This window comes from Vibrio cincinnatiensis (assembly GCF_022113815.1).
Classification (GTDB): domain Bacteria; phylum Pseudomonadota; class Gammaproteobacteria; order Enterobacterales; family Vibrionaceae; genus Vibrio; species Vibrio cincinnatiensis_A.
This window is the reverse complement of sequence record NZ_SGOM01000004.1, coordinates 81,928-99,193: the sequence shown is the minus strand read 5'-3', so window position 1 is coordinate 99,193 and position 17,266 is coordinate 81,928. Positions and strand designations below refer to the sequence as shown.

Sequence of the window (17,266 nt, the reverse complement as noted above, 5' to 3'; positions counted from 1 at the left end):
ATTACTTGATGCCGACTTTAACCAATTCTTGCTCTGCTAACTCTGCAGAAATAGGTAAATAGCCATCTTTACTGACTAATGCTTGCCCCTGTTGTGAAAAAATAAAGCGAATAAATTCACGCTCAACAGGGGTTAATGGATGTGAGGGATGCTTATTAATGTACACATATAAATAACGCGATAACGGATAACGACCAGACAAAATATTGTCGTGAGTGGGATATATATAGTCATTCCCCTGCTGAGCAATAGGGATTAGTCTCACCCCAGAAACGCGGTATCCCACGCCTGAATACCCAAGCGTATTGATTGATGAAGCCACCGCCTGAACCACGGAGGCGGAGCCTGGTTGCTCATTGACATTCGCGGTAAAGTCCCCACTACATAAGGCGTGTTGCTTAAAGTAACCATAGGTGCCCGACACCGAATTGCGCCCAAACAACTGCATACGGCGTTTGGCCCAAGGAAAAGAAAGCCCTAACTGAGACCAACTCTCTATCGATTCACTCGCTCCACAACGTAACGTGCTGGAAAAAATGCTGTCAAGCTGAGCAAAGTTGAGCCCCTCTATTGGATTATCACGGTGAGCAAACAGACCTATCGCATCAATGGCAACCCGTAACTCCGTCGGTTTATACCCATAAGCACGCTCAAATGCTTCAATCTCACGGCTACGCATTGGGCGACTCATCGGGCCAAATTGCGCCGTGCCTTCCGCCAATGCTGGCGGGGCCGTAGAAGACCCCGAAGCTTGCACTTGCGCATTGACATTCGGATATAGCTGATTAAATTCTTCCACCCACAAGGTCGTCATTCCCGCTAAAGTATCAGAGCCCACCGATAACAAACTGCCAGAAATTCCCGTGGTTTTATGATAAACCGCCAGCTCTTTTCCATAGCTTAAGCTTGCTTGCAAGCTTAAAAAACCTAATATCAGTAATCGACTAAACTTCATCGCACAACCAAACGTTTCGGTAAAACAAAAGAAAAACGACTCCCAACCCCAACTTCACTGTGAATATCAAGGTGTGAGTCATGGTGAGACAGTGCATGCTTCACAATTGCCAGCCCCAATCCACTTCCTCCTGTATCACGAGAACGTGCTTTATCTACCCGATAAAAACGTTCAGTTAAGCGGTGTAAATGCTGAGGCTCAATACCTTCCCCTGTGTCTTGAACTTCCAAACAAGCCCCTTGTGGGGTTTGAAACCAGCGTACATTGACTTCTGCACCCGGTGGAGTGTATTTCACCGCATTATAAACAAGGTTAGAAATAGCACTGCGTAGCTGATCTTCATCTGCCAGTACTTTCAGTTGTTTATCCACCATAAAGCGAACCTTGTGCGCGTGTTCTCCACTTAAACTTACCGCTTCTTTTTCAAGAACTTCCAGCATCGCAGGAACATCCACCACCTCATCTAATTCATGAATGGGTGAGGCTTCTATTTTTGATAAGGTCAGTAGTTGATTGACCAAACTCGACATTCGGTTCAACTGTTCGGTCATCACACTGTGTGCTTTCGGCCACATAGGCCCAATGAGTAAATCTGGGTCTTCGGTCATTTCCAAATACCCTTGTAATACCGTCATTGGAGTGCGTAATTCATGGGAAACATTAGCAAAAAAGTTACGACGCATCCCCTCTAACTGCTTTAACTGAGTCACGTCTCGTACCACCATCAAATGCTCTCCTTCGGTATAAGGTACAATCCTCAATTCAAGTGATCGCTCTACATTAAGGGGGGAGCGCATAGTGAGCGGTTCAGAAAAATCATCTTTTTTCAGATACTTAATAAAATCCGGTGTACGAATCAAGTTCGTGATCGGCTGCCCTGCATCATCGGGCCAACGAAAACCGAGCAGATGCTGCGCTAAACGGTTACACCAAACAATGTTTCCTTCCGAACGGAACACAACGACAGCATCGGGTAACGATTCAGCCCCATTACGAAAACGACGAATTAAATTGGTCAGCTCTTTTCGCTTTTTACGCTGACGTTGCTGCAAACGGTAAATACCATTAAAAAGCGATTCCCAATTTCCAGACCCAGAAGGTGGGGTTAAACGCTTCTCATCCCATAGCCAAGCAGAAAAACGCACTTGGTTGTGCAAGTGCCAAACCAATTGCAATACCGTTGCTGCCAGCAGCAGCCAAGGCATATAACCAAAAAACCACCCTACAACCACCCAAGGTAGATAAAAAAAAGCCAGCTCCCAAGCCAGCTTCTTCCAAGTCAATCGCTCAACCATAATGCTCCATCGTTGATCTTATTAAGCTTTTGTTGAAAAACGATAACCTGCGCCACGTACCGTCTGAATCAATTTATCATGCCCAGCGTCTTCCAAAGCTTTGCGTAAACGTCGAATATGTACATCAACCGTTCTATCTTCCACGTATACATTAGTGCCCCAAATATTATTCAGCAACTGCTCACGGCTGTAGACTCGCTCTTGATGCGTCATAAAAAAGTGTAGCATCTTAAATTCTGTCGGCCCCATATCAAGCGGCTCATCATTAGCCGTCACACGATGGGAGACGGGATCTAACTTAAGCCCTTGCACATCAATCACATCTTCCAATGCGGTTGGGGTAACACGACGAATCACCGCTTTTAACCGAGCCACGAGCTCTTTTGGCGAGAAAGGTTTGGTGATGTAATCATCCGCCCCCACTTCCAAACCACGAACTTTATCTTCTTCTTCGCCACGAGCGGTCAGCATCACCACTGGAATGTTGCGGGTCAACTCTTCTCGCTTCATGTGTTTAATAAAGTTAATACCACTGCCACCCGGTAACATCCAGTCAAGCAGAACAAGGTCTGGAAACGGTTCAGCTAATTTGGCGACGGCCGTATCGTAGTCTTCCGCTTCTACCGCCTGATAGCCTTTTTGTTCAAGAACAAAGCACAACATTTCACGAATCGGTGCCTCGTCTTCAACAACCAGAATCCTTCTAGACATAATTGAATAACCTTTGTTATTAATCAACGCCATGCATTATGGGAAATGTTTATGACACTTTTGTGACTATTGCAAACAAATTTTAATATAAGCTTCACGAATTATGCTCAGTGTGACACGAAACGAACCATCACTGAATTTTTCACAGACAGGTAAGACTTTACCGCGAAAATCCCCTATTATGGCGGGATTTTGAATAAGAGAAAGAAGGGTAATATGTGGTTTAAAAACTGTATGGTTTATCGCGTGAATCGTGATATCCAGTTCAACGCTGATCAACTGGAACAGCAACTGGCCGAGTTTCGTTTTACCCCCTGCTCAAGCCAAGATAAACAAAAGTTTGGTTGGGTACATGCACTCGGTAAACATGGCGACATGATGACCCACGTGAGTGAAGATCGCATTCTGATCTGTGCGAAAAAAGAAGAAAAAATGTTACCCGCTTCCGTGATCAAAGAGTCGTTAAACGCCAAAGTTGAGATTATGGAGGCCGAAGAAGGTCGCCCACTCAAGAAAAAAGAAAAAGAAAATTTAAAAGAAGATATTGTCATTGATCTTCTACCAAGAGCGTTTAGCCGTAGCCACTACACCTATGTTTTGATTATGCCAAAAGCAGGGCTGATCTTAGTCGATGCCAGCAGTTATAAAAAAGCGGAAGATGTGCTGGCGCTACTGCGTAAAACGATGGGGAGCTTACCCGTGGTGCCGGCGATTCCTGAAGTCGCGGTGGAAACCACACTGACGCAGTGGGTTAAAGAAGGCAACTTGCCGCAGGGCTTTAACTTACTGGATGAAGCTGAGCTGAAATCCATTCTTGATGATGGTGCGACCATTCGTTGTAAGAAGCAAGAGCTCTCGAGTGATGAGATCCTCAGCCATATTGAAGCCAACAAAGTGGTCACTAAGCTTGCGATCAACTGGCAAGATAGAATTCGCTTTATTCTGGCGGACGACTGTAGCTTAAAACGCTTAGCCTTCAGTGATGAGCTGAAAGATCAAAATGAAGATATCCCCAGAGAAGATCAAGCCGCTCGCTTTGATGCCGATTTCTCACTCATGTGTGGTGAGTTTTCAGTATTCCTTCCCAATTTATTTGAAGTTCTCGGCGGGCTTCCTCACGCTGCTGCTTAATTTTACTACAGGCTCTTACTTCTAAGAGCCTGACTTTTCTGATAACGCTCCCCTTCCTCATCGCGGCTTTAATAAGCCAGCTATAGTCAGGCTGTTCTTTTTAGCGTAAAATTTGCGCCTTTTCCAATACCATCAGGTGGTATTGGCCTGACTTGAGATCAGATTGAGAAGCAAATGATGAGTACAAAATCCCCTTTCGTTCCAGAACTGTTGTCACCAGCAGGCAGCTTAAAAAACATGCGCTACGCTTTTGCGTACGGTGCCGATGCGGTTTACGCAGGCCAACCTCGTTACAGCTTACGTGTGCGTAATAACGAATTTAACCACGAGAGCCTGCAAATCGGCATTAACGAGGCGCATGCTCTAGGTAAGAAATTCTATGTAGTGTGCAATATTCAGCCACACAACTCTAAGTTAAAAACCTTTATCCGCGACTTAAAACCCGTGATTGATATGGGCCCAGATGCGTTAATTATGTCTGATCCTGGCCTTATCATGATGGTAAGAGAAGCCTTCCCTGAGATGGCGATTCACCTCTCGGTACAAGCCAATGCCGTCAACTGGGCAACCGTGAAATTTTGGTCAACTCAAGGCGTTGAGCGAGTGATTCTATCTCGTGAGCTCTCTTTAGAAGAGATTGAAGAAATTCATGAAAAATGTCCAGAAATGGAACTTGAGGTTTTTGTACATGGCGCGTTATGCATGGCCTATTCTGGCCGCTGTCTCCTTTCAGGTTACATCAATAAACGTGATCCGAACCAAGGCACTTGTACCAACGCTTGCCGTTGGGAATATAAAGTGGAGCAAGGCAAAGAAGATGAAACTGGGCAAATTGTTGAACAATTCGACCCAATGGCCGCTCAGCCTATTGAAGTACAGAGTGAACGCCCAGACAATACCATTGGGTTAGGTAAACCAATCGATGACGTCGTTCTGCTTTCAGAAAGCCATCGCCCAGATGAAAAAATGGCCGCATATGAAGATGAACATGGTACTTATATCATGAACTCAAAAGACTTACGTGCGGTACAACACGTCGAACGCTTAACTCAAATGGGTGTGCATTCTTTAAAAATTGAAGGCCGTACGAAGTCGTTCTACTACTGTGCCCGTACTGCGCAAGTGTATCGCAAAGCGATTGATGACGCGGTAGCCGGCAAGCCGTTTGACGAAAGTTTAATGGGGACGCTTGAAAGCTTAGCGCACCGCGGTTATACCGAAGGTTTCTTACGTCGCCATACCCATGATACGTACCAAAATTATGACTATGGTTATTCCGTCTCAGACAGCCAACAGTTTGTCGGTGAATTTACTGGAAAGCGCCGTGGTCATTTGGTTGAAGTGGAAGTTAAGAACAAATTCTGCGTGGGTGATAGCCTAGAATTGATGACGCCGAAAGGAAATATCGTCTTTACGCTTGAAACCATGGAAAACCGTAAATCTGAAATCATTAATGATGCAAAAGGCAACGGTCACTTCGTGTTTATTCCTATGCCAGAAGATCTTAACTTGGATTATGCCCTGCTGATGCGCAACTTGAATGTAGGTCAAGATACGCGTAATCCAACAGGTAAATAATTATGGCGCTATTGATCACAGCGAAATGCACCAACTGTGACATGTGTGAACCTGAATGTCCAAACGATGCGATTTCAATGGGGAAAGATATCTATGAGATCAATCCCGATTTATGCACAGAATGCAAAGGGCATTACGACAAGCCGACGTGTCAGTCGGTTTGTCCTATCACAAATTGTATCATTACCGACCCTAAGCATATTGAAACCGAAGAACAGCTATTAGAAAAGTTCGTCGTGATTCAAGGTCTTGCTTAATTAAAGCCCCAGAGATAACACTCTGGGGTTTATTTCATCCAGCTAACTATAATCATCCAATTGAATGTGCGGTGCACGCAGCGCATTCACTACACATAAAAATGCCAAACCTGAAGCCAATAAATACCCAGTTTGAAAAGCGTGAATAATCACCGCTTGCGGGGTATCCAATAATGCCTCCAACGAGCTTTGTGCATTAAAACCGGGAATTTGTGAGTAAATCAAACTGCCAAATACCGCAGTTCCCACCGAAGCTCCCAAAGAACGAGACAGAGCAGCCATTGAGGTAATTCGCCCTAGGCTTTCTCTTCCTGCGATGGTCTGAATCAGTACTTGAGTCGAAGGCATTACCGTTCCTAACCCTAGGCCACAACAACACGCGAGTCCACTCACCCAATAGGGAGAGGGAGTTGTCACCGCCAGCAAAAGAAAACTCAGACAACTGATCAACATCCCAACCACAGGTAGCCATTTCGGTACGCCCGTCTTGGCTATCGTTTTCCCAGTCACGTAAGAGCCCGTGATAATTCCAGCGGAAAGTGGAATTAATAATAACCCCGATCTCGCCGCATTCACCCCTAATCCCACTTGTAAAAAAATCGGCAAGAAAAACACCAGAGCAAATAAACAAGAAGCAAATAAAAAGGTGGAAATCAGAGGAATATAAATTTCTTTACGCACTAAAAGTGCCAAAGGTAAAAATGAATACTTAACCCATCGTTGCTGCCATACAAACATTAGTAGCAATCCGAAAAACAGCCCGAGTAAGGTCAGACTAAGCAAAGAGCCCCATGCGAAATAGTGCCCTCCCGCAGACAACCAATAAATAATCACCGTCATCAAACTCGGAAATAGGATTAACCCGAAAAAATCGATCTGGGTTTTCTGGGTTTTCTTTACTGTTGAAGCCAGTTTCGATAAGCGATAAATCGCAATGCCAATCAAAGGTAAATTAATCCAAAATAACCAATGCCACGTTAAATAAGTGACAATCACGCCCCCCATGACGGGTCCACCAATACTGGCTAAAGCAAATAAAGAAGAAAAGTAACCTTGGAAACGCGCTCGTTGACGTGGAGGAACCAATTCACCAATTAAGGCTTGTGATAGGCTCATTAAACCGCCACTGCCCAGCCCTTGAATAATTCTCCCGGCCACTAGCCATTGCATATTACCAGCAAGCGCGCAGACCACCGACCCCACGCCAAAGAGAATTAAAGCTATCGTCAGCATTTTCTTGCGACCATATTGATCCCCCAGCCAGCCGTAAATGGGAACCGATGCGGCCCCCGCCAGCATATAACCCACCGCAATCCATGAGGAAAGCTGCATATCACCTAAATCGTTCACCATTGAAGGGGTTGCCGTCGCTAGCAGCGTTTGATCCACCGCCGCCAAAAACATCGGCAGAAAGACCGTAGCAAAAATACTTAAAAAGGTTTTTTTATCAACAGGCTGAGACATGAGTGTTTACTGGAATACGAAGAATAGAAGCATCATATAGTGAGAATAAACAAAACCAAAGGGCAGAACGTTACTCTGCCAAATAAACGAAAAAAACCGCTCTATCAAAGAGCGGCTTCCATACGATATTATGCTTGAATTAGTTTGTACGGCGAAAACGGCGTAGCCAACCGAATGTCAGTAAAGACAAAAGACCAAAACCGCCTAACGAACCACCCGATCCAGAGCCGTCATAACTAGGAACCGTCACTTTCCCGACGCCAACATCATCCTTATTAGCAACCACGATAGAGAGCTCTTTACTCGAACCAGAGACTTCAGACCAAGTCACTTGCGACTCACTCATTTTGGCAGCAACCGCATCTTGTTCTGTGTTTTCACGCATCAGATACATACGTACGGTATACTCACCTTTAGGTAAATTCGCAATATTAAATGAAACGGTTTGTGCTCCATCAGCTTTAATATCGACCACTGGAATCTGTGGATTATCATTAGATTTCAGTCCATTAGTCACGACAAGATAAGCTTTATCACCTTTTTGAGCTGCCTGATTAATAACAAAAGGAATATCAATACGGCTACTATCTATAGTAAAGCGAATCCGTTCACTCCCTTGCTCTGCGTACTTATAAGCTAGATTCATTAACACAGGATCATGATCTGATGAACGGAAAGCCGTTACTACTGGGTTAGAGTAGTCTTTATCCGTGCTATGGAACTTACCTGGGTTAGTACCTGCATTTGTCTTAGCATAATCAAACAGTGGCGTTTCTGAGCTATTGATATGCCAGTCAACCGCATCAACAACTCGCCCTTTAAGACCAGAACTGACTAACATATGATCTAACGAGCCAATTTCATCGTTGTAAGAGTAACTCCAGCTTGGCTGGCGACCTTTCTTCTCATCCATCATGTGTACCGCATTGGTATACCCAAAAGAACGAGTAATCACAGCACCATTAGAACCAAATTGAGGTTGATTACCAATCCAAGTATCACGAGCCGCCGTCAATACTTTATTTGTCGGATTGCTGGTCAAAACGAGCATAGGATCTTCTTTAGCATACGAGTTTAAGTCCCCCATAATGATACGATCATTATCTGGATAACGTTTAGCTAATTGTTCACCTAATTGAACGGCCCCTGCAACACGGAAGTTCTCGCAGTTACCTTGCTGATCTTCATCTATCGGGTTATTGCTTGAGTCTCGATTTTGGAAATCTTCCCAACAAGCTGAGCCTTTAGATTTAAGATGGTTAACGGAAATGGTTAACTTTTTCCCTGTGTTATGCACTAAAAAAGTTCCCGTTAATGCATCACGTTGATAAGCACGACCACTCCCAATTAATTCTCCTTTACTATTGGTTAATACATTGCCATTTTCATCAGTAATCGCTGGTGCTTCTTGTCGAGGCATTGGAATAATATCCACTTCTTCCAATGTGACTTTACTTGGTCGGTAAATAAGACCAGTGGTAATCGCATCAGAGCCAATGGTATCTTCAGAAGTAATCAGTTTATCGCCGTTCGAATCATACGCCACAAAGGTATAACGGTTGCCAACGTAACGAGCATCCGTTCGTTTAGAATAACGTTCTTCAGTATATTCTTGGTTAAGCGCCTCTACTAACTCTTTAATTGCTCCATAGTGACCAAACCCATTATTCTCAACCTCCATTAAGCCAATTACATCGGCATTCATACCATATAATGCTTTGACTAATTTGGCTTTTTGCAACTCAAATTCGACTTGGCTCTCTGCACCACGATTCAATCCATGTGGGTTATGATCCCCCTTGAACGGAGAGTTAAAGAAGTTAAGAACATTCTTAGAGGCGACTCGTAATACAAACTCATCAGAACTCACTGTTGAATCAATCACAGGAGAAGTTTGACGACCACTGTTGGCTTTAAAGTTTGCTTTAGTCACATCAGCTGTAGGTATTAAACGATATTCATCATAACTGTAATTAATAACACCTTGCATACCTACGACACTGTCATCCACACGAATATAATTACTGGTCGGATTATCAGTCCAAGCTGGGAAATAGGGAATGACACCATCGGCGGCTTTTGCATCACTTTCAACATATAAGCGACGATCTTGGTTATCGATGATCGCAGCTTTCGATGAATCAGAACCTGCTGGGGCAAGTTGGTTCGGATGCAAGTTGGTTTTCTCATAAGATAAAACGAGATTGCTACGATAAGAGGAATAGTCAAAGCTGAACGTTCGAGTCACTCTCATGTCTTGCTTGCCTTCTCGTGAAGTATCAATATCTTCAGGAAGCGTCACCAACATCCCTTCATGACGCTCAAGCAATTTACGAAATGAACCTTCATCACTATCAATCATCGTTAATGGAGTTGGGGTGATTTGAACTGGCGTAGAGTTCGTGATTTCCCATTTATTTTCGGTAGGATTTAATTGTGTGGAATTATAGTACTCTTGTACTTTTCCACGGAAACACAACGTTTGCCCAACTAAGTTGGTGTCAATTCCTGAAGGAAAATAGACGAACAGACCATCTGACGTTTCTGGATCGCCATCACCATGTTGATCTTGAATATAATAGCCTTTGGTTAGACCTGTTGTAGTAGCAACCACTACACCTTCGACTAGATATTCATCGTCACTGTAGTATTTATTATTTTCCACATCCACCAATGGAGAGTTCCAGCCATTCCCTTGAATTTCATAAATGGCTTTTTTCACAATGGAACTAGGCGCATCACTACACACTCCGGTTTCCGGTACTGGTTCAACCGGAGCACCAGATAACCCAGTCCCTAAGCCTGCTGGAGAATCTACTGAATATTCAACCCAATCAGCCGCAATAAAGGAAGAGCTGGGCTGTGATAACTCACCAGTATTACGCACCCATGTTTTCCGATATCCCCAACCAGTGGTGTTACCCGAAACCGTCTTAGCGCCAACAATATCATGAGTATTGGCTCGAATAGCCTCTCTAGCATCATCACCATCAACGTAACAGACGGTCTCATCAGAACAACCGGGATTAATAACGGGATGGGCGATAAAAATCGCATCATCACCATTAAACACAAATCCAGCGACTTTAGTTTGTACACCAGCGGGAATTTCAGATTTTATTGTATCGGCAAGAGAACCATGATGGATAACAATAGATTGTCCTGCTCCCAAAGTTACCCCATTAAGCATATTGATGCCTTGGAATGAATCCGCACCACTGCCAGAAAAACCATCCATATACAAGGCGGTATTTTCAAAAGTATGCGCTTCAGAGCCAACATTGGTAATTTCAATAGCTTTATTATTACTCATTCCCATTAAATAACGCGCAATCACAATATCGTTAATATCAGCAATAGCAGGGGCAGCTAATGAACCACTCACCGCTAGTGCGAGTAGAGAAATTTTATGTTTCATAAGTATAATCCTTCACTGAGCGGGTTAGAAAAAGACGGTTGCTTTAGCGTACGCATCTTGATATGCCTCACCAATATTGCCTTCAATCTCGATGACGGAAGAACGGCTGGGTTTATAACGTACCCCGATGGTATGGAAAGTTCGGCTACGTCCCATGGCTTCCCATAAAGCATCATCCCCTCCCCATTGCTGACTTCCCCTGTCCCAGTCTTTATAAGCTTCATAGTTTGCTGAACCCACTAAATCCCAACGTTCATTGAAGCTATATTGAAACGAAACAAGTCCACCTTGGTTTTTAAATTCTTGATAGCGATTACAAACTTTAATCGCCGGATCGACCCAAGGATCGGATGTAGTGGTACACTCACCGATTTCTTCATATTCAATAAAGCCATTAAGCCCCAGTAAGAGCTGATCAGTGATCGCATAACGTAGCCCAACGCCGTACAGTTTAAACAAACCGTATTTCGACTCCCCTGCCGAACCATTACGACGCTCAGCACCCAGTACCATAGAAAATTCATCACCAAAGTAGCCCACATATCCATTCGTGATATTACCTTGAGCTTGACCAGATGAAGATTTACCTTTGTAACTATAAGAAAGACCTACGGCAAAGTTTTGATAATTCCCTTCATATTTGATTGTTTTATCTTGGTCACCCGCTTCACCAGTTTCAGCACCAGTATCAAAGGTCAAATCACCATAAGCATCATAATCATCAAATGCCGTATCAGTGAGACCAAACTCTAAATAATGATATTGATTAATACGATATCCTAACCAAGCTTTATCAATATGAAGCTCCATATCCCCGGAACCACCACGCCAATTTTCTCGCTCATAATCCAATTCAATACGATAATCAAAAATACCAATACGCCCCTTTGAACCAAAAGTCGCAAATGTGTCATCAATATATGAATCATCAGAGTGGTATTGTTTATATTTAGCTTTTGTTCCGAAATAACCACCAACACCAACTTCACCAAATACATCCATGTAGTCGCCATTTTCGGCAGTATAAATCCGAGCCGCTTGACTCGTGATTGGTAAAGCTAAAAATACAGCGGACAGCGCTAAAGGAAGCACTGATTTTCGAGAGTTTATTACTCGCATGCCATTTTCCTTGCTATAGAGTTCAGTTCTAAAAATGAGTATCCCATCACAGTGGAATGTAATTCTAACCTCACAAATATTTATTTTTTGTGATCAAAACTCACATAAATCGTCAACAGAAATCCACAAAACCAAAACCACACAAATAAATCCAATACAAAACAATACATTAGACAAATGAACAAAAGTTCAAAACCCACGTTATTTTCTTTATATCTTGACTTAAGTCTCACTATCAAAAAATAAAAGAAAAACAGCAAACGTTTGCTTTTGATTTAATTAAGGCTTAGAAAAAAAAGAAAGGAAAATAAATAGAAAACTTTCTGAAAAGAAAAAGACAACCACTATGAAAAATAAATAAAGAGAGATCTATTTTATAGAAAGATAGAGAATAAAAACTCAATAAAATAGTGTAAGACAAAAATATTTATTCAATTCATCTCATAAGAAAATTAAAATTTAAATAGCAAAAAATACTCAAATCACATTTTTTCAATACAACATTTATATTGTTTAATCACCCTATAAAAAAACAACACAAATATACTCACCTTGTTTAATACAAGGTTCTACTCTCATCCCATCAAGTTAAAATACCCAACACAACAAAAACCAGATCAAAGTCACAAATAAAAGCAACAAAAGTAAAATAATCAACTAAAATTCACCAATAAGGAGATAAAATTCACACTACAGCATGTAGCACGAAAAAAGCTCATTCTTGAAACCCATATATTGAGAGACTCCTATGCGTAAATCACTTTTAGCTCTTGGCCTCATGGCTGCAACTACCGCTCCTGTTATGGCAGCAGACTACTCCGATGGTGATATCCACAAAAATGATTATAAGTGGCTACAGTTCAACCTAATGGGAGCATTCAATGAACTCCCAGGTAAATCTGACCATGATTATCTAGAAATGGAATTTGGTGGTCGCTCTGGAATTTTTGATCTGTATGGCTATGTCGACATTTTTAACCTCACCAGTGACAAGAGCAGTGATAAATACGGTAAAGATAAAATCTTTATGAAATTTGCACCTCGTATGTCTTTAGATGCTTTAACGGGTAAAGACCTCTCTTTTGGCCCAGTACAAGAGCTGTATATTGCTTCACTGATCGAATGGGATGGTGGCAGTAATGGTGTTAACAACCAAAAAATTGGTTTAGGTTCCGATGTGATGGTGCCTTGGTTTGGTAAAGTTGGGGTGAACTTATACGCCACTTACGAAGGCAGTAACAAAGATTGGAATGGTTTCCATTTTGCTACCAACTGGTTTAAACCTTTCTACTTCTTTGAGAATGGCTCATTTATCTCTTACCAAGGTTATATTGATTATCAATTTGGTATGGATGATGACAACAAAGAACTCAACAGTTCTCATGGCGGTGCAATGTTTAATGGCTTGTACTGGCATTCAGATCGCTTTGCGGTCGGCTATGGCCTTAAAGGTTATAAAGATGTTTATGGCTTAAAAGACGGCGGATGGGCAGGTAAAACCACTGGTTTCGGACACTACCTAGCCGTGACTTATAAATTCTAATTGAGCGTCATTGTTTAAAATTAAGGTGAAGTATCAACTTCACCTTTTCTTTATCTGTGTCAATAAAAACGGTCTTTATTTCCCACAAAAGACCGTTGATAAATTCAATCAATGTGACTGAACACTGGCTATTTTACTCGATTAAGCGTGACAACTGGGTAATCAAGCGCTTGTAGTATGGGTTGCTGCTCAGCAATGTATTTGACCACCGCACGGGCATCGGTATTACACAACACATGCTCAGCCTTGCAGTTAAGTGGTTGAGATTGGTAACGAACTTGATAACGTCCATCCACCTCTTCAATACGGCTGACTGGAAATGCGGTTAACGCTCCATCCACATAAGCTAAATCCACCCGACCGGTCTCTATTTTTTGTGCTTCAAACAAAGGCGTCCAACCATCATTACCGGTTGCATTGTAGCTATTCATCGCAACATTATAGATTCGCTCATCCTGCAATGGCGTCCAATTAGGATTATCAAGCGAGCCGCTATTCACTTCAATCAAGGTTAACTGACCTTGCTGATGAGCCACCGTTTCATCAAAGACATAACGCAAGTTTCCTCCATAAGGAAACTTCCCTGCATGTGCACTGGGGGGAAGTGTCTCTGTCACGGTTTTAGTGATCAGCGCTTTAATTACCTTCCCCTTAACCGGAACAACCGACATGAAATTAGAAAAAGGTAGCATTTCAAGCGTTACATCTCCTTCTCGATATTCACCTTCACTGATATTGGTGCGAATACCGCCCGCTCCCGTCAAAGCAAAATCCACTTTCATCCCCGTCACTTGAACGACTTCATCACTCGCTGCCCAGTAATACTGCCCTAAAGCAACAACCGGCGCGACCTGAGAGCCGTGTTGATCTGAATGATTATCTCCAGGACGGCGAGCATGGCGAATTTCTTGCGGCACATTCGCTATCACGTCACCATAAGCTTTCTCTACTGAGGGTTTGTATTTTGAATCAATATGGCGGCGCAGTTGTGCTTCTTCAGCAGCAATGGCGATATTACGTTGACGTTCGATAAAACGAATCGCTTTACTTTTTTCACTCTCACTAAATGCACTTTCGCTTTGGCGGTTAGCTTGATGATAGAACTCATCATTACTCAGTAATGTATTATGACCCGCGCAAGAGACCAATTCACCTTGAGCATCAAAGCTCACTTTAGTTTTACCAATGGCTTGAGCAAATTCTCCGGCTTGCACAACACAGGTCTTACTTGTTCCATTCGGATTCGTAACCAACTGCGCATAGATACCATTATTGCTCAGCCCCAAATTGGTAAAATCGCCTAATAATGTATGTGAGTGCCCCCCCACAATCAGATCGATACCGTTCACTTTGCTGGCAAGATCCAGATCAATCGCATTCCCGATATGAGTGACAGCAATAATATTCTTTATCCCAAGGGCCTGAAGCTCATCCACAGCCGCCTGCGCAGAGGTGACCATATCAAAAAATTGTAAGTCTCCCGTATTAGGGGCAATGTTAGGCATATCATCGAGGGCAATACCCAATACAGCCACTAACGGTTTATCTTTAGGAAGAGACTCCGCATCATCAACTCGTTGTTTACTAAAACCATCAAAAGCGTAAATCACATAAGGTTTTAAATTGGTTTGATCTTTTAAATCTTTATCTAAACTGGCATCAATATTCGCCGCTAAAACTGGGAAATTAATCTGATCTAAAAAGGCATTCAGTTTTTGGTTATTTAAATCAAATTCGTGATTCCCCAATGCCATCGCATCAATCCCCATTTGACTGAGAATATCGGCATTCATTGCCCCTTCATTGATTTTAAAATAAGCACTTCCCTGCCAAGCATCTCCGCCATGCAAAAACAGCAAGCTTTGATTTTCTTTCTCCGCTTCTGCTCGATATTCATTGGCTTTAGTGAGAATACGCGGATGTCCGCCAAATTCGTTATACACACGCTGCTTATTGATGTAAAAACTGGAACGTACCGGATCAAAGCTAGAATGGGTATCGTTAATATGGGCAATGGTTAGCTCAAATACGCTATTGTCTGTTGATGGAGAAGGGCTTTGGCTACACCCCAATAGCGCAAACGCAATACTACTGGCGAGTAGAACACGGTTAAATCGCATAACTGCATTTCCTTATTTAGATAAAAATCACAGAGTTTATGTAATCTAAAGGAAAAAACATTTAACTTCTGTGACACAAAATAGATATTCACGGTTACATAACACGACCATGATTTATCAGCAATAGGTTGGGAATTTATGACAACTCGGTATTATCGGAATAATAATGAAAGGAATAAAAGAGAATCATGAATATCGTCATACTTGGGCCAGGGGCCATTGGCAGTTTATGGGCCTATCAATTACATCATAGTGGTCATCAGGTAGCGTTGTGGGGAACGCAAAGCCTCGAGCATTGGTCTATATCTCAAGATAATCGCCCAGCTATCTCTTATGCTTATAATCAACCTTCGACACTCCGTCACGCTGATGTTTTATTGATCACGGTAAAAGCTTGGCAAGTGGCTCAAGCTTTGCCGCCTGTACTTCCCCATTTGGCACCAGAAACCATATTAATCTTTATGCACAATGGTATGGGCGCACTAGATTCACTCACAACGGAGATTAACCATCATCCCATCGTATTGGCGACCACAACACATGGTGCTCAAAAAACCTCCCCCCACCATGTTATGCACACAGGAAAGGGAATGACACAACTTGGTGCCTACAATGCCCAAGGCAAACAGTGCGAATTTCTCACCGAAGTTTTTAATCACGCCTTACCTACGGTGAGTTGGAATCCCGAGATGACTCATGCGCTGTGGCATAAACTGGCGATCAATTGTGTTATTAACCCGCTGACAGCGATTCATCAATGTAACAACGGGGCTCTGGCGCAGCCTCAGTATCATTCTATTATCGAACAGATTATCCATGAGCTAGTCAGTGTTATGCAGGCGGAAAGCATACCGTGTGATAAAGCAGCATTAACAGAGTCCATTTATCAAGTCATCACAGCCACCGCAAAAAATCACTCGTCAATGCAGCAAGATGTTGTTCATCAACGCCAAACCGAGATAGACTTTATCACTGGTTATCTGGTGAAAAGAGCTCAGCAGCATGGGTTATCCATTCCCACAAATCTGGAGCTTTATCAGCACATTCACTCGCTACAACAACGTTGGATATCTCAATGAAAAAACGCATATTGGTCCCGATCGCTCCCGGAACGGAAGAGTTGGAAGCGGTCACCATCATCGATATTTTGGTTCGTGCCGATTATGAGGTCGTTGTTGCCAGTGCGGATTTTTCAGGTCAATTAAGCGTTATCGGCTCTCGGGGAATCATTCTGACGGCGAGCTGTAAACTGGTCGATGTCGCCGATGAAGAGTTTTCAGCCATCGTCCTACCGGGTGGGCTAAAAGGGGCAGAAGTGTTCCGTGATAGTACCTTGTTAGTGGAAATTCTCAGACAACAAAAATACGATGGTCGATTAGTCGCCGCCATTTGTGCCTCTCCGGCTATCGTGTTAGAGCACCATCAATTATACCCTAGGGCCATCATGACAGCTTACCCCAGTTTTCAAAGTCATATTCCTCAAGATCGCTGGCGTAACCGTCGAGTCACCTTTGATGTTAACCATAACTTACTGACTAGCCAAGGGCCGGGAAGCGCACTCGAATTTGCGATAGAAATTATTGCTCAGCTATCGGGGAAAACCTTTGCAAAGCAGGTCGCTCTTCCTTTAGTTCCCCTCCCTCAACTGCACTATGAAAAATTAGGTGAAGAATAA

The 17,266-nt window shown here is 42.9% G+C and carries 13 protein-coding genes; 6 read left to right on the top strand and 7 right to left on the bottom strand.

The features are described from left to right. Position 1 precedes the first annotated feature (1 nt). Genes EXA13_RS06845 through phoB form a run of 3 tightly spaced genes read right to left on the bottom strand, consistent with a single transcriptional unit; the run spans position 2 to position 2,961 of the window. Positions 2 to 955: a PstS family phosphate ABC transporter substrate-binding protein gene (locus EXA13_RS06845; RefSeq protein ID WP_238104262.1), complete on the bottom strand. Its 954-nt coding sequence runs from the start codon at positions 953 to 955 to the stop codon at positions 2 to 4. After that, positions 952 to 2,250, bottom strand: coding sequence for a phosphate regulon sensor histidine kinase PhoR (gene phoR / locus EXA13_RS06840; protein WP_238104260.1), 1,299 nt, complete (start codon positions 2,248 to 2,250; stop codon positions 952 to 954). Before phoR ends, EXA13_RS06845 begins: the two co-directional genes overlap by 4 nt. Positions 2,251 to 2,271: 21 nt before the next feature. After that, the gene (gene phoB / locus EXA13_RS06835; protein WP_078925662.1) at positions 2,272 to 2,961 is read right to left on the bottom strand and encodes a phosphate regulon transcriptional regulator PhoB; all 690 of its coding nucleotides are present in this window, start codon (positions 2,959 to 2,961) and stop codon (positions 2,272 to 2,274) included. 216 nt (positions 2,962 to 3,177) lie between these two features. Here phoB and rdgC point away from each other — a divergent pair, with 216 nt between their 5' ends. The 3 genes from rdgC (at position 3,178) to EXA13_RS06820 (ending at position 5,927) form a co-directional block, all read left to right on the top strand. Beyond that, complete coding sequence (gene rdgC / locus EXA13_RS06830; RefSeq protein ID WP_238132510.1) at positions 3,178 to 4,092, top strand: recombination-associated protein RdgC; 915 nt, start codon at positions 3,178 to 3,180, stop codon at positions 4,090 to 4,092. Positions 4,093 to 4,269: 177 nt separating this feature from the next. Further along, a complete protein-coding gene (yegQ, locus tag EXA13_RS06825) occupies positions 4,270 to 5,670 on the top strand; it encodes a tRNA 5-hydroxyuridine modification protein YegQ (protein ID WP_154115854.1) in 1,401 nt (466 codons plus the stop codon). A 2-nt stretch (positions 5,671 to 5,672) separates the two neighbouring features. Continuing rightward, positions 5,673 to 5,927, top strand: coding sequence for a YfhL family 4Fe-4S dicluster ferredoxin (locus EXA13_RS06820; RefSeq protein WP_078925660.1), 255 nt, complete (start codon positions 5,673 to 5,675; stop codon positions 5,925 to 5,927). A gap of 42 nt (positions 5,928 to 5,969) precedes the next feature. On the opposite strand, the gene EXA13_RS06815 is transcribed toward EXA13_RS06820, so the two are convergent. The 3 genes from EXA13_RS06815 to EXA13_RS06805 all read right to left on the bottom strand — a co-directional run bounded on the left by EXA13_RS06815 (position 5,970) and on the right by EXA13_RS06805 (position 11,928). Next, complete coding sequence (locus EXA13_RS06815; RefSeq protein WP_238132509.1) at positions 5,970 to 7,391, bottom strand: MDR family MFS transporter; 1,422 nt, start codon at positions 7,389 to 7,391, stop codon at positions 5,970 to 5,972. 139 nt (positions 7,392 to 7,530) lie between these two features. After that, complete coding sequence (locus tag EXA13_RS06810; RefSeq protein WP_238132508.1) at positions 7,531 to 10,809, bottom strand: ExeM/NucH family extracellular endonuclease; 3,279 nt, start codon at positions 10,807 to 10,809, stop codon at positions 7,531 to 7,533. A 24-nt stretch (positions 10,810 to 10,833) separates the two neighbouring features. Beyond that, entirely contained in the window at positions 10,834 to 11,928 is a 1,095-nt protein-coding gene (locus EXA13_RS06805) for a porin (protein WP_238132507.1), read from the bottom strand. Between the two features lie 748 nt (positions 11,929 to 12,676). Between EXA13_RS06805 and EXA13_RS06800 the strand changes: the two genes are divergently transcribed. After that, entirely contained in the window at positions 12,677 to 13,471 is a 795-nt protein-coding gene (locus EXA13_RS06800) for an outer membrane protein OmpK (RefSeq protein ID WP_078925656.1), read from the top strand. A gap of 128 nt (positions 13,472 to 13,599) precedes the next feature. Here the strand turns inward: EXA13_RS06800 and EXA13_RS06795 are convergent, their stop codons facing one another. Continuing rightward, positions 13,600 to 15,591 carry a bifunctional metallophosphatase/5'-nucleotidase gene (locus EXA13_RS06795; RefSeq protein ID WP_154114761.1) on the bottom strand — a complete coding sequence of 664 codons (1,992 nt, stop codon included), beginning with the start codon at positions 15,589 to 15,591 and terminating at the stop codon, positions 13,600 to 13,602. Between the two features lie 188 nt (positions 15,592 to 15,779). Between EXA13_RS06795 and panE the strand changes: the two genes are divergently transcribed. Both panE and EXA13_RS06785 read left to right on the top strand, forming a co-directional pair. Continuing rightward, a complete protein-coding gene (panE, locus tag EXA13_RS06790) occupies positions 15,780 to 16,670 on the top strand; it encodes a 2-dehydropantoate 2-reductase (protein WP_238114437.1) in 891 nt (296 codons plus the stop codon). Then, positions 16,667 to 17,266, top strand: a complete 600-nt coding sequence (locus tag EXA13_RS06785; protein WP_238132506.1) for a DJ-1 family glyoxalase III — start codon at positions 16,667 to 16,669, stop codon at positions 17,264 to 17,266. The genes panE and EXA13_RS06785 overlap by 4 nt, the downstream gene beginning before the upstream one ends.